This is a genomic window from Tolypothrix sp. PCC 7712 (assembly GCF_025860405.1).
In the GTDB taxonomy this organism is placed as follows: domain Bacteria; phylum Cyanobacteriota; class Cyanobacteriia; order Cyanobacteriales; family Nostocaceae; genus Aulosira; species Aulosira diplosiphon.
In genome coordinates, this window is record NZ_CP063785.1 from 8338238 (window position 1) to 8356882 (window position 18645).

The following is an 18645-nucleotide window of genomic DNA, read 5'->3' on the forward strand; positions in this document are numbered from 1 at the left end:
ATGTATGACTTTTAACCCTTAACTACTGAACGATCTATAGGATAGCGAAGTAAACTAGAAGCATTATTTTGCTAACGTTGGTGCATATCTATTTATGTCATTAAGAATAGATCGTGGTCTTTTTAAATATGATTTCATCGATCATCATGCAGTTTTGTGTGTTCCTATTGATGCTGATGTGAAAGAGATCCGCAAGCGCTATCTCTCGATTGCTCGGCGTTTGCATCCTGATGCTAATAATAATGTGAGTCCTACGGATAAGCATTTATCCAGTGAATTTTTATCTAAGTTGGTTAACCCAGCTTACGAAAAAATTACGGTAGAAAGAAGTCGCTCAGAATACATGATTATCCTGTCTCACATGGGTAAGCGATTAGTACAAGAGTTTACTTCGGTAGAATTACATACTGAGATAGGGAAAAAGTTAGCAACTGCGCCCGAATCAACCATAGATTCACTGTACAAAAGCGCGATCGCCAAAATTGCCGAAACTCAATATGAGAACTTACAGCATGTACCGCAAGTAATTGCCCAAATTAGCGAGCTGAATTTAGTTTACTTAATGCGGACTGCGGGTAAATCATTGGCAACGCCTACCCCGCAGATGCAATCCACAATGAACTCAGCTCCACCTCCGCCCAATCCTGCTACGAATACAACAGCACCTCCGCCAGCACCAGCACCAGCACCAGAATCTTCAGTGGTGGAACATTATTTGCGTCGCGCACAATCTTTAATTGACAAAAACCAATTTTCGCAAGCTCAGGTGGAGTTGCAAGATGCGCTGAAATTAGAACCGAAGAATAGTAGATGCCATAGCCTGATAGGATTGGTGTATTTGAAGCAAAATCGGCTCAAAATGGCAAAGATTCATTTTGATAATACTTTAAAATTAGACCCCAATGACCAAACAGCTTTGTCTTGGAAACCAAAAATAGAGAAGGCTTTAAGTCAACAATCTGGTGGTGGTAAAGTAACTACACCTCCTAATTCGACTGGTAAACAACCAGATAAGTCGGGAGGTGGCGGTTTGTTTGGTGGTTTGTTTGGTGGGAAGAAAAAGTAATGGTGTATCAACCAGCAGCGGGAGCTAGAGATTTATTACCTTTAGATGTGGCGCAAAAACGCTGGATTGAAGATAGGTTACAGCAAGTATTTCATCGTTGGGGATATCACAGGATTATTACCTCAACTTTGGAACGGATGGATACCCTAATGGCGGGGGAAGCAATTCAGCGCCAAACGGTAATTCAACTGCAAAATTCGGAAGATGAAGAATTAGGGCTGCGTCCAGAATTGACAGCTTCGATCGCGCGCACTGTTGTCACGCGCATGGCAGGTGTAACTTATCCGCAAAGGCTGTATTACAATGCCAATGTCTTCCGCCGCATCTGGGAAAATCGGCATAATCGTCAGCAAGAGTTTTATCAAGCTGGGGTTGAGTTGCTCGGTGCTGGTGGATTGCTAGCAAATGCGGAAGTATTGTTGTTAGTTGCAGATTGTTTAGCAGCGCTTTCGGTGCAGCGATGGTATTTAATTTTAGGTGAAGCGGGAATTACCCGATCGCTGTTGAGTGTATTCCCGTCTCACCTACAGGGTAAAGTTCGTAGTGCGATCGCTAATTTAGATCGCATTGCCATCGAGAATTTACCCCTAAGTGAAGCACTCCGCGATCGCGCCAAACTCATCTTAGATCTGCGCGGTAAAAGTTCCGAAGTTTTGCGAAAAGTCCAGACTTTAGATTTAGATCAGGCTCAACAAGAAGCGGTGAATAACCTCGCGTCTTTAGTAGATTTGCTGGAATCGCAGGGAGATTATCCTTTAATTCTCGACCTCAGCTTGATTGAAACCATCGACTATTACACCGGTATCGTCTTTGAAGTAGTCAGCGATACTGCTGGACAAGTCCAGGTATTAGGGCGGGGTGGTCGCTACGACAAGCTTTTAGGGCTATATCATCCCCAAGGTGAAGATATTCCGGGGGTAGGCTTTGCCCTCAATATCGAAGATTTATACCAAATAATCCAATCTACTCAGCAATTACCGCAAGCACCCCCAACTAGCGATTGGTTAATCGTACCAGAGACAGCTAATGCTGATGCTGCTGCCTTTGCCTACGCCCAAAAGCTCCGGGATTCTAGCGAGATAGTGCGAGTAGAAATTGATTTAGGGGGCAGAGATAGCGAAGCCATCAGAAAATACGCACGCGATCGCGGAATTGCTCAAATCGCCTGGATTAAAGCTGATGGTTCACCAACCATAGAATCATTGTCTTAGCTAGGAAATATATCTAATTGCTAGGCTAGAAAAGCTGACTTTCAAGAGAGGGAATCAAGAAAATGCCACACACAATTGTTACCGATGTCTGTGAGGGCATCGCTGACTGCGTAGATGCTTGTCCAGTAGCTTGCATTCATGACGGCCCAGGAAAAAACGTCAAAGGCACCGATTGGTACTGGATAGACTTCGCCACCTGCATTGATTGTGGCATCTGTCTCCAAGTATGCCCAGTAGAAGGTGCGATCGTTCCCGAAGAACGCCCCGATTTGCAGAAGACTCCAGAATAAGAGGCAGGGGGGCAGGGAGCAGGGAGCAGGGGGAGATGAGGGGGATGAGGGAGATGAGGGGGATGAGGGAGATGAGGGAGATGAGGGAGATGAGGGAGATGAGGGAGATGAGGGAGATGAGGGAAATGAGGGAGATGAGGGAGATGAGGGAGATGAGGGAGAAATTACCAATTACCCATTACTCATTACTCATTACTCATTACTTATTACTCATGAGTCATGAGTCATTACTCATTACTTATTACTCATGACTCATTACTCATTACCCAATGCCCAATGCCCCATGCCCCATGCCAAATGACAAATGACAAATGACAAATGACAAATGCCAAATGACAAATGACAAATGACTATTTACTAGAAGTTCAAAATGTTCATGCTGGATATATTAAAGATGTAGATATCCTGCAAGGTGTGAATTTTCGAGTTGCAGCGGGGGAATTGGTAACAGTGATTGGCCCCAACGGTGCGGGTAAATCCACCTTGGCGAAAACAATTTTTGGACTCTTAACTCCCCATACAGGCACGATTACCTTTAAAGGTGAAAATATTGGCGGACTCAAGTCAAATCAAATAGTGCAACGGGGAATGTGCTATGTACCGCAAATCGCCAATGTTTTTCCGTCGTTGAGTATTGAAGAGAATTTAGAGATGGGGGCTTTTGTGCGGAATATTCCCCTCAAGCCCCTCAAAGATAAAATATTTACCATGTTTCCCAGATTAAGCGATCGCCGTCGTCAACGTGCAGGTACGCTTTCCGGTGGAGAACGGCAGATGTTGGCAATGGGTAAAGCTTTGATGCTGGAACCCAGCTTGCTGCTGTTAGATGAACCCTCTGCGGCTTTATCCCCCATCCTAGTTACACAAGTATTTGACCAAATCAAGGAAATTAACCAGAGTGGCACAGCCATTGTCCTAGTAGAACAAAACGCCCGTAAAGCCTTAGAAATGGCTGACCGTGGTTACGTACTAGAATCTGGACGTGATGCCATCTCCGGCCCCGGTCGAGATTTATTGAACGACCCGAAGGTGGCAGAACTGTATCTAGGTGCGGGGAAGGGGCATTAGGGGATGAGGGGATTAGGGACTGGGGACTGGGGACTGGGAAAGCAGAGGAAGCAGGGGTGCAGGGGAGAATAGCCATTACTCATTACTCATTACTCATTACTCATGCCCAATGCCCAATGCCCCATGCCCAATGCCCAATGCCCCATGCCCCATGCCCCATGCCCAAAAATTAAATAACTTTTAAACCGTGTAAGCGAGTACTCTTGCATCCCCTTAAAGTCTGATATCTTCCAGGCAACCACGAAACGGTTGTCAGGTAGAGGAATGGCTAGAATTAATGGATTTATTGGTCGTCGGAATTTTATACATTTAGCCGGTGTCGGTAGCATTGGCATTGGGGCTTTGATTGGCGCTGGTGGTATTCTGTGGAATAAAGAGCCTTCTTTAGCGGATCAAGCCTCAAATGATGTTGGTGAAAAACCGCAACCAGTTAATCCACAAGCAGCATTAAAAATTTTGCTTGAGGGAAATCAAAGATTTGTCGAAGAAAAGCGTCTAAATCCACATCAATCGAAATTGCGTTTACAAGAAACTGTTGCAGCTCAATATCCATTTGCAGCAATATTAGGTTGTGCTGATTCTCGAGTACCAGCAGAAATTGTTTTCGATCAAGGATTAGGTGATTTATTTGTAGTGCGTGTAGCTGGTAATGTAGCTTCGCCAGAGGCTATTGGTAGCTTGGAATATGCTACATCGATATTAGGCGCGCAATTAATTTTAGTTCTTGGTCATAGTAAATGTGGTGCGGTAAAAGCTGCGATTGAAGGTAAACCACTACCGGGAAGAATTGGTGTTTTTGTAGAAGAAATTAAACCTGCTGTAGAAATAGCAAAAAATAAATCTGGCAGTTTAGAAAAAAATACTATTGTTGCTAATATTCAATATCAAGCAGATAATTTAGCCAAGAAGTCAACAATTTTAGGCAATTTAATTAAAGAAGGTAAATTAAAAATTGTTGGCGGTCGTTACGATTTGGCTACAGGGGAAGTGAGCATCACGAAGGGCTAGTACTGCTAGCAGTCAAAATTAATCCCAAGTCAAATAATGTTTGCGACACGTCAATATATTTTAGAGGGCAAGGCAGTGCCATTGCCCCTACAAGACGTTGAAATTTTGTAGAGACGCGATTTATCGCGTCTCCACCAACCCAAAATCACGGCGAAAAATTATTAACCGCATCGTATTGACATCACCTCTAGCTCATCTTTGAGCATGACCGAATTAGAAGAAAAACTCGATAAAATCTTCTATTGGGTACAAAAGTAGAAATATTTCAGTTACTATTTTGGCTGTGTAGAGATGTTGCAATGCAACATCTCTTTATAATATATGGCTCAGAGCAATGATTGAGGATTGCTAAATGACAGAATTTAGAAATATTCCAGAGTGGGAAAAAGCTCATGAACTGATAGTTGCAGTTTATCAGGTGACTGGGGATTTCCCGGATGATGAATTATTGGGCTTAACGCAACAAATACGTTTAGCTGCTGCGGCTATTCCGATTAAAATTGCTCAAGGATGCGATCGCGATGATCGAGAAGCACAACTGGATTTTTTGCAATTGGCGAAGGATGCAGCAATTGAGGTGGAATATTACCTGTTGCTTTGCTATGAGTTGGAACTGCTGCAAAGTTCTAGTTACGATCGCGTGGTGAGTGATGTTGTGGAAGTGAAGGAATTACTGACAAATAAGATTGACAAACTGAGTCGGAATTTTTAATGGTTCTCCAACTCCTCCCCGAACATTTACAAATTATCCGCACCCATGCCCAAAGCACTTACCCAGATGAATGCTGCGGTATAATTTTGGGTCATGTCACCCTTGAGGGCAAAACTGTAGTCGAAATTATGCCTACAGAAAATGCTTGGAATACAGAAGCAGCAAATTTTTCAGATGATCGCACCACCGAAACCGAAAGGCGACGATATGCGATCGCACCCCAAGTTATGTTACAAGCACAAAGAGAAGCACGCGATCGCTCTCTCAATATTATCGGTATTTACCATTCCCACCCCGATGCACCAGCGATTCCTTCGGAGTGCGATCGCCTCTATGCTTGGCCTGAATACTCGTATATAATAGTTTCCGTTCAAAAAGGTAAAGCTGAAACACTCCAAAGCTGGAGTCTAGATGAAAGCCATCAATTCCAACCCGAAGCGATTAACAACATAATTTAAACAACCGATCAATACGGATATCATTTTTCGCTACGATAAATAATCCGCCCTCCACTTGAAATTGCTATGCTCAATCCCAATCTGGATGAAATCCAGTTGACTAAAGACGACTACGAACGCTACTCCCGCCACCTGATTTTGCCGGAGGTGGGACTAGAGGGACAAAAACGCCTGAAAGCCGCCAGTGTACTCTGTATCGGTACAGGTGGACTGGGTGCGCCACTGCTGTTATATTTGGCAGCTGCGGGTGTGGGACGCATCGGTATTGTTGATTTCGATGTTGTCGATACTTCTAACCTGCAACGCCAAGTTATTCACGGGACATCCTGGGTAGGTAAACCCAAAATTCAATCCGCTAAGGATAGAATTCTGGAGATTAACCCCTTCTGTCAGGTTGATTTGCATGAAGTGCGCCTCAGTTCCGAAAATGCGCTGAGTATTTTGGAACCCTATGATATTGTCGTCGATGGTACTGATAACTTCCCCACAAGATATCTTGTGAACGATGCTTGTGTGTTACTCAACAAGCCTAACGTTTACGGTTCGATTTTCCGCTTTGAAGGACAAGCCACAGTATTTAACTACGAAGGCGGGCCGAACTATCGTGACTTGTATCCCGAACCACCACCACCAGGAATGGTTCCCTCTTGTGCAGAAGGTGGGGTATTAGGAATATTGCCGGGAATTATCGGTGTGATCCAAGCCACTGAAACTGTGAAAATTATTCTGGGACAAGGTAACACTTTAAGCGGAAGGCTGCTGCTGTACAACGCCTTGGAAATGAAATTCCGCGAATTGAAGCTGCGTCCAAACCCCATCCGCCCAGTTATTGAAAAACTGATAGACTACGAAGAATTCTGCGGTATTCCCCAAGCTAAGGCTGAGGAAGCCAAACAGCAGCAAGAAATTCAAGAAATGACTGTTACCGAATTGAAACAGTTATTAGATAGCGGTGCAAAAGACTTTGTACTGTTAGATGTGCGTAACCCACATGAATATGAAATTGCCAAAATTCCTGGTTCCGTCTTAGTACCATTACCAGATATTGAAAATGGCGATGGCGTAAAACAAGTCAAAGAAATTCTCAACGGTCACCGCTTAATTGCTCATTGTAAAATGGGCGGGCGATCGGCAAAAGCCCTGAGCATTCTTAAAGAATCTGGGATTGTTGGTACAAACGTCAAAGGCGGAATCACCGCTTGGAGTCGAGAAGTAGATCCTTCCGTTCCCGAGTATTAAATTCTGGTTAGTTGACTGGCAAAAGAAAATCTTATCCCTGAGTTTGGGGATTTTTCTTTGATTGACTAATTTGTATAAAATATAAGCGATTCATAGGGTTACAGCATTGCTGTAGCCTTATTTTTTCGTAGGGTGTGTTGTCGCGCAGCGCAACGCACCATTAATTGTTTGATGATGCGTTAGCTACGGCATAACACAAGCTACCAATTCAATACTACAAGGGATAGCATTTTGAACTCAAAATTAATTTTGGGGAAAAGGTTAAAGGTTTTTTCTTTTCCTTTTCCCATTCCCCTTTTTACCCTTAACCGACAAGTATTGGCTACCAATTGATTTAACATTATGTTCTTTGAAGTAATACCAAATTAAATACACCAGATTCGATGTTTATGAGATACAGCAACTAATTGAAAAAAGTAATGAGTAATAAGTAAATTTCCTACTCATTACTCATTACTCATTACTCATTACTCATTACTCATGATGTACCTCAATTACCTCAAAAGTGCTGTAATGTTTGCGACATACCAATAATATTCTAGAGGGACGTGCCCCTACAATCTGTCGCATTCTTTTTTCAAATTGCTATAAACATGATTAAAAAATTTATCTTGAAAACTCAATTTTTCCTGTAAATAATTTTTACTACATACCTTTTTCTTTAAATAATCCCATTAATTTACGTTTGCGCCCATGCTCCTGCATTAACTTGGCTTTGTAGCTATCCCAATCTGCTTTTCTCCCACATTCCAAATAGGCGGCGCGGGCTTTTTTTAACCACTGAACTGCTTCAGCATAATAATCTGCTTTTCCTGCATCCATAATCATTTCTGCACGACGACGCGCATTAGCAATTACCCAGCTAGGCTTATGAGATATTGCGGCATCCATAACACGCTGAATTAAATTAGCATAGAAAGAACTGAGTTCATTCACAATCTGAATAGCATCATCAATCAAGCCTTCATATAAGAAAATATCTACCTTCTCTGATTCGCTTCCCCAACTACCAAAAGTGCGGAGAATTTGTAGTAAATCTACTTTCACAGTAGCCCAGTTTTCCCCTGCTAATTCTGCCATTTTTTGATAATCAACAAAGGATGCTCTAACTCGAAAAGCAGCCATGAGTGCAGATAAAGCCGCTTCTTGATCGTTTAATTCTTGAGCTAAATCACTTGTCCAAATCCCCAGTTCATACTGACAATTACCAGGCAAGTTTAAGCCGATTTGGGCAATATCTAGCGCTTCTGATAATGAATCCTGCTGTGCTAAGGTTTTCGCTAAAGCAAAAGCAGCTTCCATCGTATTCATTTGGGCTTGCGCTGCTGTCATGGCTTCATCTACTCTGCCCAAACGCCCTAACATTGTCAGATATTGTTCGGTTTGCCCTTCGGCGGCTGCCAAATACAGGTATTCTTGATATCGTTCCTGACGTTCGAGAATTTTCAGGCGAATTAACGCTAAATCATCAGCGTAGTCTGGAATTTGTTCTTCCCAAACACCCATTTCGGGGATATTACCTTGGAGAACTTGCACCAATGGCGAGTAATCCCAGCCTTGACGCAAAGCTTCCGAAGCTAAGTCAAAATCAGCGTCCCATTCTTCCTGCCATGCTTCCAAATTAACTTGAATATCAACCTTTTCTTCTGGGGTAAGTTCCGCTATGAGAATGGCTTCACACCAAGCCGCATTCAATTCTGGGAGAAACTCATAATTATCAGCACCATAGTCCGCAACATCGTCCCAATTTTCCACACAAGCCGAAGTAATCGCCTCTAAAATTGCGATCGCATTATTACCATCTCCTCGTTCGCACAAATCTACAGCAGTTTCGATCAGACTCAGTAATTCTTCGCTGATGGGGTCATCATCATAACCATCTTCCCAAGCACTCACTGCATTCCGGAGAATCTGGCGGACTTTCTGCCCAAAGGGTTTGGCATCGATTGTGCTGTGAATTACAGGTTTAATTCTTGGTGGTTTAGCAGAAGAATATGTAATCAAATTAACATGGCGGTCGATTGCCTCAATTAACTTTGGGTATTCCGCCACTAAGCTTTGCAGTAACCTGTGAGTTTGCTGATCATCCAGACGACTCAGCAATTGTTCTAAAGTCGGACGCTCATCAATACTTTCTGGCTGACGCACACAAACCAGCAAGGTAGCTACAATATGTTTACACCACCCATCGCGATCATAAGGACAGCTGCATTTAACAGAATTTAATCCGTCTGTATCAAAATTGAGGCGGACTTGATAAGGATGATTTTCATTGCCTTCAACTTCCGCCAACAGCAAATTACCACGTTGGGTAAGAGACATCACAGCATCAGCCTCATAATAAGCCTCACCTCGCTGGAAAGACTTAGCGTTAGCATGACGGCGGATTGTAAATTCACTGAGCTTAGGGATTAGCATGGAGGGAATGGGGATTGGGATTGGGGAACTCGGGGCCCCCTTTGGGGATAAGGGGTAATGGGGACTGGGGACTGGGGATGAGGGGGATGAGGGAGATGAGGGAGATGAGGGGAGAAATTCCCATTACCCATGCCCAATGCCCAATGCCCTATGCCCTATTCCCAATGCCAAATTTTGCGAATTTTAAGTATAAGATACAGCGAGTATATAAGTTAAATTATGATACTGAAGATATTCAGTCCCTTGGCCTGCTAGCGTAAATCATAAATTGGAATTAGTAAGACCCGAACATTAAAGGGGTTGCGCTGATTGCAGGTCAAGTCGAGAATATATAGGCGAAGCACACGGGGAAACTAACGTGAGTCAGGGATTCGATTACGATTTAGTGATTATAGGCGCTGGTGTAGGTGGACATGGAGCAGCCCTACACGCCGTTAGCTGTGGTCTGAAAACAGCGATTATTGAAGCAGCTGATATGGGGGGAACCTGTGTCAACCGGGGCTGTATTCCTTCAAAAGCGCTGCTGGCTGCATCCGGACGTGTGCGGGAGTTACGTAATACCCACCACCTCAAGTCTTTGGGCATTCAAATTGCTAGTGTGGAGTTTGATCGCCAAGCGATCGCTGACCATGCTACCAATCTTGTAGCGAAAATCCAAGGCGATTTAACCAACAGCCTCAAGCGTTTGGGTGTTGATATTATCCGAGGCTGGGGAAAAGTTGCTGGTACTCAGAAAATCACCGTGACTGGTGATGGTGGTGAAAAAACTATCACAGCGAAAGACATTATTCTTTCTCCCGGTTCTGTGCCTTTCGTACCTCCAGGGATTGAAGTTGACGGTAAAACTGTCTTTACCAGTGATCAAGGTGTGAAGTTAGAATCGCTACCAAATTGGGTAGCAATTATTGGTAGTGGTTATATCGGTTTGGAATTTTCCGATATTTACTCAGCATTAGGTGCTGAAATTACCATGATTGAAGCCCTCGATCAACTCATGCCAGGATTTGATCGGGATATTGCCAAACTTGCTGAACGGGTGCTGATTACCCCCCGCGATATAGAAACAAAAGTGGGAATATATGCTAAACGAGTCATCCCCGGTTCTCCGGTGGTGATTGAATTAGCTGATTTTAAAACAAAAGAAGATTTAGACGTGATCGAGGTGGATGCTTGTTTAGTTGCTACCGGACGCATCCCAGCTACCAAAAATCTCGGTTTGGAGTCTGTGGGTGTAGAACTCGACCGGAGGAATTTTATCCCAGTGAATGACAGCATGGCAGTGTTGTCAGCAGGTGAAGTAGTACCTCACCTCTGGGCAATTGGCGACGCTAACGGCAAAATGATGCTAGCTCATGCTGCTTCTGCTCAAGGTATCGTTGCAGTGGAAAATATTGTAGGTCGTCCCAGGGAAGTTGATTATCGCAGCATCCCCGCCGCCGCTTTTACCCACCCAGAAGTTAGCTATGTCGGCTTAACCGAAACCGCAGCCAAGGAATTAGGCCAAGCTGAAGGTTTTGAAATAGCTAATAGCAAAGGTTACTTCAAAGGTAACTCCAAAGCCTTAGCGGAAAATGAAGCCGACGGTATGGCGAAGGTAATTTATCGCAAAGATACCGGAGAAGTCTTAGGCGTTCACATCTTTGGACTACACGCCTCAGACCTCATCCACGAAGCCTCAGCCGCCGTTGCTAACCGCCAATCTGTACATACCCTCGCGCACTTAGTACACGCCCACCCAACACTTTCAGAAGTGTTAGACGAAGCTTACAAAAGAGCGATCGCATAAGCAAGGGGGATGGGGTAATGGGTAATTGGTAATTGGTAATTGGTGTTTGGGGTTTAATTATTTCTCCCCTGCTAAGAGCTCCCTGCCCCCTTGCCTCATCCCCCTCATCTCCTTCATCCCCAGTCCCCTTGTCCCCAGTCCCTAAAATGCAAATCCGTCGCCGTTCCCCTAGTTCAACTGTTGCTGTTTCCGTCATCCGTTATGAGGTTGCAATGCCAGGTGCAGAACCAAACAACATTTTGGAGAAAATTGTTTGGCAAAAAGAAATTGAAGTTGACCAAATGCGGGAAAGAGTACCTTTGCGGGAATTGCAAAAGCAAGCGTTAACTGCACCACCCACCCGCGATTTTGTAGGCGCACTACGACAAGGTAAGACAAAACCAGCGTTAATTGCCGAAGTCAAAAAAGCTTCACCCAGTAAAGGCATATTACGGGAAAATTTTGATCCAGAAGCGATCGCCCTCTCTTACCAAGCAGGCGGTGCTAGTTGTCTGTCTGTCCTTACCGATGAGAAATTTTTTCAAGGCAGCTTTGACAATTTAGCCAAAGTTCGTGCTGTCGTAAATTTACCGTTGCTGTGTAAGGATTTTATCATCTATCCTTATCAAATGTACTTAGCACGTTTGCGGGGGGCAGATGCAGTTTTATTGATTGCGGCGATACTCAGCGACCAAGATTTGCAGTACTTCATCAAAATTGCCAAATCTCTCAACATGGCAGCTTTAATTGAAGTCCATAGTTTAGCAGAACTGGATCGTGTGTTAGCCTTAGATGGCGTTACTTTGATAGGAATTAACAATCGCAATCTCGAAGATTTTTCAGTTGACTTGCAGACCACTTGTCAACTACTGAAAGATAGAGGTCAGCAATTACAGGAACGTAACATCTTGATTGTTAGTGAGTCAGGATTACATACACCAGATGACCTAAGTTTAGTAGCAACAGCAGGCGCATCCGCTGTACTCATTGGTGAATCTTTAGTTAAACAACCAGATCCAGCAGTTGCGATCGCTAATCTATTCCCAAGGTCGTAATCTCAAAATACCTCTCCCGTTCCTGTGGATGAAGTCAACTGTACTAGGTATGGTTGGATAATCAGTAGTGCTGAACCATCACTTGCTCTCTTTGTCAAATCTTTATAGCCCAGCCAATCTCAGGTATCAGCAAATACTGGTTGCCTATGTAACAATTAAGTTAGTAGCAAAACAACCTTAGCTTATCCAAAATCCCTTATTTGAAAAACCCAATCAACTTCATGGAGCAAATTCCACTGCCCTCACCTATCCATTACGAACTTATACTGCAACTTTTAGAAAGACAAACAATGTCAGCAGTAAGTAAAAATCCGGATTTGCGGCATCAGGTGAATCAGCTAATTATTACTTTACGTAAAGCAGCTGTTCAACAAAAGCACCTGGAAGAAATTTGCCAGTTTTCTTCTGTAGTGGTTGACCATCGTTGGTCAATCAATCATCATACTGAAAAAGCTGTTACCCCCGAATAAAAATCTTCATATCCTGCCCCACTGTATTCGTTTATCGGAATATAACAGGGGGATTATAAACATCACTGCCGAGAGTTACTATTTCTCCAAGCAGAATTATCAAAATCAGGACACTTCACTCAATTTGACATTACTGAATTGAGCGAAGTGTCCTTTGGCAATTTGTCAAAATATACTCATACTATTAAGCCTGAGCGTTTATTTAAAAATAAAATTGCGATCTTTGTAGAGTGTGTTAGGTGCTGATTTTCATACCCATTTAAAAAAAGAATGCGACAGATGGTAGGGGCATGGCACTGCCATGCCCTCTAGAATATATTGAAGTGCGCCACTTGCTACAACGCAGAGGCAGTCGCGTGGTGTTCGCGTAGCGTCTCCGTCAGGAGAGGCAATGCGGTTTTGGGGGTTTCCCAACTTGAGCAGACTACCGTGGGAACCCGCGCAACGCAGTGGCTCCCCTGCTTAAGATTTGGTTTTTAAATAATTTATTGTTTGTTATTTTTCTATGGCTTTGAATACAGTACTAAAGCAAAGGAGCGAGTTAAATATTTAACTCGCTCCTTTGCTCGATAGGATAATAAATTTAAGTCAAGGCAAATTTTTGATTCCCAATCTATTCGCCTGGGAAATAGGCATAGTTGATATAACATACCTCAATTCTCCTCAATGAGCTATTCATAACCTATGCCGTCTCTAACCAATCATAAATTTTCTCTAATTGATCGAGAGTAACCAAACCATACTGCCAAAGAATCATCGGTAAAGGGCCTGGATCTTGCTCCCGATGTCGCAACGCTACAGCTAAAGATGCTGTAGAAATTGCTAAATCTTCTTGCAAAAAATGAATCAATCGAGAATACTTTGATGGTGACATTTGTATCTCACCTCCTAGTGCAGAGTGTATTGTCATATATCAGTTCACCATTTCTCAGTAGCTAGTAGCCAGTATCTTATCTGTCACTATCGCATTAATACTTAAAAGCAAGAGCAAACTTTGTCTAAATTTACCTTAAAGAATTGCTCCGAATCGCGAATGGGAAAAACTTTGAACTCTAGAACTAGTTGTCTGCTCAATTCTCTAGTAGCTCTTTCCCTAAATCGCATTTGTGTCTTTTTTATGAAAAGCAGGTTTTATTCAATTACACATCTGGTAACAAATATTCCTTAGTTTATAGTCTCTTATGAGCGACCATTTACACGTATGTCAAAAGGAAGATATTTTGGTAATAAAATTTCAAATTTAAATTCTATCATCGGGATAGATAGAGCTTCCAAAAGTTGGCAATGTGATAAATAGCAGGTTTGTGAGTGAATATTATACCATTGGCAGTGAGATTTTTTTACCTTACATTATTTATTAAGGTTTGGCATGAGTTGAAAAGCGTACTTACAAAATTTTTATTTACGCAATGTTGCGGATGATAAAAACTTTATTTTTATACTATCGCCCAGCTTCAAGCCTAATTCAGTAGCCCGACCAGCCCTAAGTTCAATTACTGTATCAACTAGTGTATTTGTCCCGTAAGTAGGACAAGGGTCACTAGTACAGGGAGGTGCAGAAGTTTTGATATATTTAACGACTCCATTCTGCATAAAAATCATATCTAGAGGTATGAGTGTATTTTTCATCCAGAACCGAACTGGTTGTGCTGAAGGGAATTTAAACAGCATTCCCCGGTTATCTGGCAAAGATTTTCTATACATCAACCCCATTTCTTGCTGTTCCGGAGTCTGGGCTACTTCCAATTGAATCTTAGTATTATTAGGAACAGTAGCCTCAGCTGTAATCGGTAGTTGTTGACCAGCAGATACTCGTGCTTGAGTTTGAGAGCCAGATGTGGTGGACGGAGGTTTAGCCGTCGTGGGTGGAGAACAGCCCATCAACAAAACACTCAGCAATATTGAAATGAAACTTAGCAATTTGAGCATGATGATGAGTGATTTTATAATTTAGATTCTGATTTTACAAAATTTAAGAAAAAAAACCCATAACTTGTAGAAGTTTTTACTGGGATGAAGTAAAGAAATTGTGACATAAGATATTAGGGGATATCCTGGGGTAATTAATCAGGGGGTAACACCCCTCATCCATAATTTACCCAGATTTTAGCCCGTGTCAATGCATTTTAGCGATTAACTGATAATTTATTTATTACTGAATATTTTTATGTAGTTAAAAATACTTCGTACTCAAGATGAGTTTGTCGAGTCAGTATTCCCCTAGTGAATGTTTTCCAACTCAAGCGAGCATTGTATTTGAATGGAAAAACTGGAAAGCATACCTTATACCAATTCTCTAAAATATCGCTACACATAAGCAGCAGGGGGAGAATTATCTGTAGCCTGAATTTAAAGAAATGGTAAGTAGTCTGACAGAATTAATTACACAAAGTCATTGCGAATGGAGCGTTCGCGTAGCGTCCCGAAGGGAAGCGGAATGAAGCAATCGCAAGGGCTGGGATTGCTTCGCTTCGCTCGCAATGACTGTAAATATTTTTGTCCAAGTACTTATAAGTGCTAGAATTCCAGCCTTTTCAGGCGAGATGATTTCAATTTTGAATAATAATCCCACCTAGAAATCAGGTGGGATTGGGAAAAGAATATACTGTAGTTTCTGCGGCTCTGAGCATGAGCTTCTAAGATTCCCTTAAAACGTAGCCTACACCTCTTACTGTTTGAATCAGACGCTTTTGCCCTTCATCTTCGATTTTCAGGCGTAAGTAGCGAATATACACTTCAATTACATTTGATTCGCCCATAAAGTCGTAACCCCAAACATTTTCCAGAATTTGTTCTCGGGTTAATACTTCACGAGGATGTTCCATTAAGAACTTTAATAGTTCAAATTCTTTCATAGTGAGGTCAATTACTCGACCGTTATGTATAGCACGGCGAGTAGCGATATCTAAAACCAGTTCCCCAAAGCGTAACTGTTCTGTGGTATCGACATCAGGTTTTAGATACAAACGAATCAACTTTAAAAAGTCTTCTGAACGGTAAGGTTTCAGAATGTAATCGTCAGCTCCAGCTTCTAAACAAGCTACCCGATCATCAACTGTATCCCTTGCCATCAGGACTAGCACAGGAGAGCGCAAACCAGAGGTTCTGAGATTTTTGCACAATGAAAGTCCTGATTCACCTGCCAACATTCTGTCTAAGACAATTAAAGCAGGTTGGCGATCGCGACTATATTGTAAACCGCTATTGGCATCATGGGCCAAAATCGATTCATAGCCTGCCTCTTGCAAATCGAAAGACAGCTGATTTGCTAGGCTTTCATCGGTTTCAATCACTAAAACACAAGGACTATGAGCAGAGGTCATATTAATATTGCAATGTTAGGTATGGAATTTTGGATAGTACAAAAGTACATAAGCTAGAGATATAATTTCTCAATTTTTGATGGGGAATCCTAATTTAGTGGGCAAAACCCTTATAGGAAATTTAGCGCTCAGAATAAAGACAAATTATACAAATTATCTATTATTGAATATAACTTGCCCTGAGATAACGCCTGCGGATGTTTTAACACTTTCAGTTATTAACCATCAAATTCTGCTATGCAATTTTAAACACTAGTTCCAAATACCATAACTACATCAGCAATTCTGGAAGGAAATTGGGGATTGGGGATTGGGTAATTGGTGATAGGGAAAGTTAAGAGCCATAATTATTCACTTTTGAGTACAGACGCGATTAATCGCGTCTCTCTAACTCTTGACCTTTAACCCCTTTAAGGCAACTCTACCGAAGTTGGTTTGGCAATATGGGGTAGACCCCAGCCCAATTTTTCGCGCAAAATGCGGAAAAATTCTGGGGGTTGTAGGCGAATGAATTTGACAGTATATTGCGATCGCTCTAAATACACTCTATCTTCTGGCAAGACATAACACCCACCATTACCATCTACCACCATTACCAGGCGAGGAATATTTACTGGATAAATGTTAACTGGTTCCGTGTCCGGAAATACTAATGCTCTAGAAGCTAGGGAATGGGGACAAATAGGCACTAGTTGCAGGGCGGGTACGCCAGGGGTGACTACTGGGCCACCAGCACTTAAAGAATAAGCAGTTGAACCAGTTGGTGTGGACACAATTACACCATCTGCGGCTATATCAACCGGCGCATGACGACCTATGGCTATTTCAAAATGGCACATAGAGGTCAATGGTTCTCGATGCAACACCATTTCATTCAAGCATAGTGCTTCCCAAAGCACTGCTTCGCCCCGCAAGACTTGGACGGTGAGCATTGCTCGTTCTTCAATTTCATAGCCACCAGCCATTACCTGTTCTAGGGCTTGGGGAAGCTGATTAACATAAGCTTCCGTCAAAAATCCCATATGTCCAGTATTGATTGTTAGTATTGGAACCCCACAGGGAGCAACTTGACGAGAAGCGGCCAAAACAGTGCCGTCTCCCCCCAATACCACTGCAAACTCCATATCTGAGTCAAACCCAGGTGGCGTTAGCCCAGTAACTGGGGTGTGACATACAGGACTTTCGGGACTTGAGTAGCCCAGTATGCCACCGATACTCGATGTGATGCATACGTTCCAACCGGCTGCGGTTAGCTTGTCTTTTAGTTCGATAGCGATGCGAGCCGCTATCGGTTTAACGTCGTTGTAAATAATGCCTGCTTTCGGCACACTCAAATATCCAAGTTTAGGCGATGCTCTATATTATGCTAATCGTTACACATTTTTGACCATGTAGTCATGAGTTTTAAGTCAAAAGTCAAAAGTCCACAGTCAAAAGTGTAATATCTATCTCAAAGTTGATCGTTAACTACTGACCATTAACTTTAGAAGACTGCTTAAACGGGGTCTTTTTAGATTTCTGCTTTTTACTTTGTTTCTTCTCGTAATCTAATTCTTTAAGTTTTTTCATGATCCGACTAAAGTACTCTTGCAAGTAGCTTTCGAGGGTGGTAGTCTGTTGTGCATCTATCCCAAAGACTTGGTATACCTGTTCCATTGAGGCATTTAGAGGTTTACCACTAGCCAAAACTTCTGTAAATGCCAATCTATCCGCCACATTCCATCCCCACTGAAAGAACCGCAGGAAGTGTCTGACAGTACGCAGTAAATTTATTGGCATTCTTGTAACTCTCGCTTCTTTGCCAGATAAGCGTTCGCACACACTAATAATTTCCTGTGCGCTCCAAGCACGAGTACCTACAACTGGGAAGGTTTGTTTTTCTGTTTCTGGTAGACTCAAAGCTCGAATCGCAAACTTAGCAATATCCAGAGTATCCATATAGGCGACAGGAGAAGATTCACCTGTTACCCAAACCGGTTGGTTTTCCAAAATGGGAATTCCATATTGACCGATTAAGCCTTGCATAAATCCAGCTAGGCGTAAAATTGTATATTTCAAGCCTGATTCAACTAGGAAAAGCTCTGTACAACGCTTAATTTCCATTAAAGGTACTTCTGGGTACTTCTCAGATTCCAGAATCGAAAAGAAAATAAAGCGTTCTACACCCGCAGCCTTAGCAGCTTGGATTAATGATACCTTACCGTCCCAGTCAACCTGTTTAATGCTCAGTGAATCTGTAGGACGTGATGTAGCTGCATCAATCACTGCGGTAACCCCTTCCAATGCTCTGGGAAGGGTTTCGGGATAACATAAATCTCCGCCTACGAGTTCTGCACCCCACTCTTTAAGAAAAGCAGCTTTTTTGGTACTCCGGACAAGACAGCGTACCTTATACCCCTCATCGATAGCACGACGAGCCACTTGTCTTCCTAAGGTGCCAGTAGCACCAACGATTAATATAGTCATGAGGGTTGTAACAATTTTTTAAATTTATATGAAAAGAATTTTAACAGAATCGTTAAAGAAACAAAAGTTTACAATTTTTTCAGAAACACATAATAA

At 42.5% G+C, this 18645-nt stretch carries 18 protein-coding genes; 12 read left to right on the forward strand and 6 right to left on the reverse strand.

Translation table 11 applies throughout. The annotated features are described in order from the left end of the window. Nucleotides 1-94 precede the first annotated feature (94 nt). From HGR01_RS33950 to moeB, 9 genes are all read left to right on the forward strand, one after another. Complete coding sequence (locus HGR01_RS33950) at nt 95-1066, forward strand: J domain-containing protein (RefSeq protein ID WP_045867927.1); 972 nt, start codon at nt 95-97, stop codon at nt 1064-1066. Next, on the forward strand, nt 1066-2277 hold the full coding sequence (locus tag HGR01_RS33955) for an ATP phosphoribosyltransferase regulatory subunit (protein WP_045867926.1): 1212 nt from the start codon (nt 1066-1068) through the stop codon (nt 2275-2277). The genes HGR01_RS33950 and HGR01_RS33955 overlap by 1 nt, the downstream gene beginning before the upstream one ends. 62 nt (nt 2278-2339) lie before the next feature. Next, a complete protein-coding gene (locus HGR01_RS33960) occupies nt 2340-2567 on the forward strand; it encodes an indolepyruvate ferredoxin oxidoreductase subunit alpha (protein WP_071989336.1) in 228 nt (75 codons plus the stop codon). Continuing rightward, nucleotides 2518-2790 (forward strand): hypothetical protein, encoded by a 273-nt coding sequence (locus HGR01_RS33965; RefSeq protein WP_052335046.1) that lies wholly within the window; start codon nt 2518-2520, stop codon nt 2788-2790. The genes HGR01_RS33960 and HGR01_RS33965 overlap by 50 nt, the downstream gene beginning before the upstream one ends. Before the next feature lie 116 nt (nt 2791-2906). Next, nucleotides 2907-3635: an ABC transporter ATP-binding protein gene (locus HGR01_RS33970; protein ID WP_045867925.1), complete on the forward strand. Its 729-nt coding sequence runs from the start codon at nt 2907-2909 to the stop codon at nt 3633-3635. 264 nt (nt 3636-3899) lie between these two features. Continuing rightward, on the forward strand, nt 3900-4643 hold the full coding sequence (locus HGR01_RS33975) for a carbonic anhydrase (RefSeq protein WP_045867924.1): 744 nt from the start codon (nt 3900-3902) through the stop codon (nt 4641-4643). A 352-nt stretch (nt 4644-4995) separates the two neighbouring features. Next, nucleotides 4996-5355 (forward strand): four helix bundle protein, encoded by a 360-nt coding sequence (locus tag HGR01_RS33980; protein ID WP_045867923.1) that lies wholly within the window; start codon nt 4996-4998, stop codon nt 5353-5355. Continuing rightward, nucleotides 5355-5813: a Mov34/MPN/PAD-1 family protein gene (locus HGR01_RS33985; RefSeq protein ID WP_045867922.1), complete on the forward strand. Its 459-nt coding sequence runs from the start codon at nt 5355-5357 to the stop codon at nt 5811-5813. Before HGR01_RS33980 ends, HGR01_RS33985 begins: the two co-directional genes overlap by 1 nt. 66 nt (nt 5814-5879) lie before the next feature. Continuing rightward, nucleotides 5880-7052, forward strand: coding sequence for a molybdopterin-synthase adenylyltransferase MoeB (gene moeB, locus HGR01_RS33990; protein WP_045867921.1), 1173 nt, complete (start codon nt 5880-5882; stop codon nt 7050-7052). A 645-nt stretch (nt 7053-7697) separates the two neighbouring features. Here moeB and HGR01_RS33995 read toward each other — a convergent pair. Next, nucleotides 7698-9470: an SWIM zinc finger family protein gene (locus HGR01_RS33995; RefSeq protein WP_052335045.1), complete on the reverse strand. Its 1773-nt coding sequence runs from the start codon at nt 9468-9470 to the stop codon at nt 7698-7700. Nucleotides 9471-9828: 358 nt separating this feature from the next. Between HGR01_RS33995 and lpdA the strand changes: the two genes are divergently transcribed. From lpdA to HGR01_RS34010, 3 genes are all read left to right on the forward strand, one after another. After that, entirely contained in the window at nt 9829-11256 is a 1428-nt protein-coding gene (lpdA, locus tag HGR01_RS34000) for a dihydrolipoyl dehydrogenase (RefSeq protein WP_045867918.1), read from the forward strand. A 146-nt stretch (nt 11257-11402) separates the two neighbouring features. Beyond that, complete coding sequence (gene trpC, locus HGR01_RS34005) at nt 11403-12290, forward strand: indole-3-glycerol phosphate synthase TrpC (protein WP_045867917.1); 888 nt, start codon at nt 11403-11405, stop codon at nt 12288-12290. Nucleotides 12291-12511: 221 nt separating this feature from the next. Beyond that, the gene (locus HGR01_RS34010; RefSeq protein WP_045867916.1) at nt 12512-12760 is read left to right on the forward strand and encodes a DUF5340 domain-containing protein; all 249 of its coding nucleotides are present in this window, start codon (nt 12512-12514) and stop codon (nt 12758-12760) included. 682 nt (nt 12761-13442) lie between these two features. On the opposite strand, the gene HGR01_RS34015 is transcribed toward HGR01_RS34010, so the two are convergent. From HGR01_RS34015 to HGR01_RS34035, 5 genes are all read right to left on the reverse strand, one after another. Then, nucleotides 13443-13670: a DUF2949 domain-containing protein gene (locus HGR01_RS34015; RefSeq protein WP_045867915.1), complete on the reverse strand. Its 228-nt coding sequence runs from the start codon at nt 13668-13670 to the stop codon at nt 13443-13445. Nucleotides 13671-14158: 488 nt separating this feature from the next. Then, the gene (locus HGR01_RS34020; RefSeq protein ID WP_045867914.1) at nt 14159-14689 is read right to left on the reverse strand and encodes a DUF192 domain-containing protein; all 531 of its coding nucleotides are present in this window, start codon (nt 14687-14689) and stop codon (nt 14159-14161) included. Nucleotides 14690-15396: 707 nt separating this feature from the next. Beyond that, nucleotides 15397-16083 carry a response regulator transcription factor NblR gene (nblR, locus tag HGR01_RS34025; RefSeq protein WP_045867913.1) on the reverse strand — a complete coding sequence of 229 codons (687 nt, stop codon included), beginning with the start codon at nt 16081-16083 and terminating at the stop codon, nt 15397-15399. 410 nt (nt 16084-16493) lie between these two features. After that, nucleotides 16494-17411: an NAD(+) kinase gene (locus tag HGR01_RS34030; protein ID WP_045867912.1), complete on the reverse strand. Its 918-nt coding sequence runs from the start codon at nt 17409-17411 to the stop codon at nt 16494-16496. Nucleotides 17412-17550: 139 nt separating this feature from the next. After that, a complete protein-coding gene (locus HGR01_RS34035; protein ID WP_045867911.1) occupies nt 17551-18549 on the reverse strand; it encodes an SDR family oxidoreductase in 999 nt (332 codons plus the stop codon). Nucleotides 18550-18645: the final 96 nt, after the last annotated feature.

Bases quoted from the DNA above. Each gene is read 5' to 3' on its own strand.
- HGR01_RS33950 (WP_045867927.1), top strand. From the start codon at position 95: ATGTCATTAAGAATAGATCGTGGTCTTTTTAAATATGATTTCATCGAT.
- HGR01_RS33955 (WP_045867926.1), top strand. From the start codon at position 1,066: ATGGTGTATCAACCAGCAGCGGGAGCTAGAGATTTATTACCTTTAGAT.
- HGR01_RS33960 (WP_071989336.1), top strand. From the start codon at position 2,340: ATGCCACACACAATTGTTACCGATGTCTGTGAGGGCATCGCTGACTGC.
- HGR01_RS33970 (WP_045867925.1), top strand. From the start codon at position 2,907: ATGACAAATGACTATTTACTAGAAGTTCAAAATGTTCATGCTGGATAT.
- HGR01_RS33975 (WP_045867924.1), top strand. From the start codon at position 3,900: ATGGCTAGAATTAATGGATTTATTGGTCGTCGGAATTTTATACATTTA.
- HGR01_RS33980 (WP_045867923.1), top strand. From the start codon at position 4,996: ATGACAGAATTTAGAAATATTCCAGAGTGGGAAAAAGCTCATGAACTG.
- HGR01_RS33985 (WP_045867922.1), top strand. From the start codon at position 5,355: ATGGTTCTCCAACTCCTCCCCGAACATTTACAAATTATCCGCACCCAT.
- moeB (WP_045867921.1), top strand. From the start codon at position 5,880: ATGCTCAATCCCAATCTGGATGAAATCCAGTTGACTAAAGACGACTAC.
- HGR01_RS33995 (WP_052335045.1), bottom strand. From the start codon at position 9,470: ATGCTAATCCCTAAGCTCAGTGAATTTACAATCCGCCGTCATGCTAAC.
- trpC (WP_045867917.1), top strand. From the start codon at position 11,403: ATGCAAATCCGTCGCCGTTCCCCTAGTTCAACTGTTGCTGTTTCCGTC.
- HGR01_RS34010 (WP_045867916.1), top strand. From the start codon at position 12,512: ATGGAGCAAATTCCACTGCCCTCACCTATCCATTACGAACTTATACTG.
- HGR01_RS34015 (WP_045867915.1), bottom strand. From the start codon at position 13,670: ATGACAATACACTCTGCACTAGGAGGTGAGATACAAATGTCACCATCA.
- HGR01_RS34020 (WP_045867914.1), bottom strand. From the start codon at position 14,689: ATGCTCAAATTGCTAAGTTTCATTTCAATATTGCTGAGTGTTTTGTTG.
- nblR (WP_045867913.1), bottom strand. From the start codon at position 16,083: ATGACCTCTGCTCATAGTCCTTGTGTTTTAGTGATTGAAACCGATGAA.
- HGR01_RS34035 (WP_045867911.1), bottom strand. From the start codon at position 18,549: ATGACTATATTAATCGTTGGTGCTACTGGCACCTTAGGAAGACAAGTG.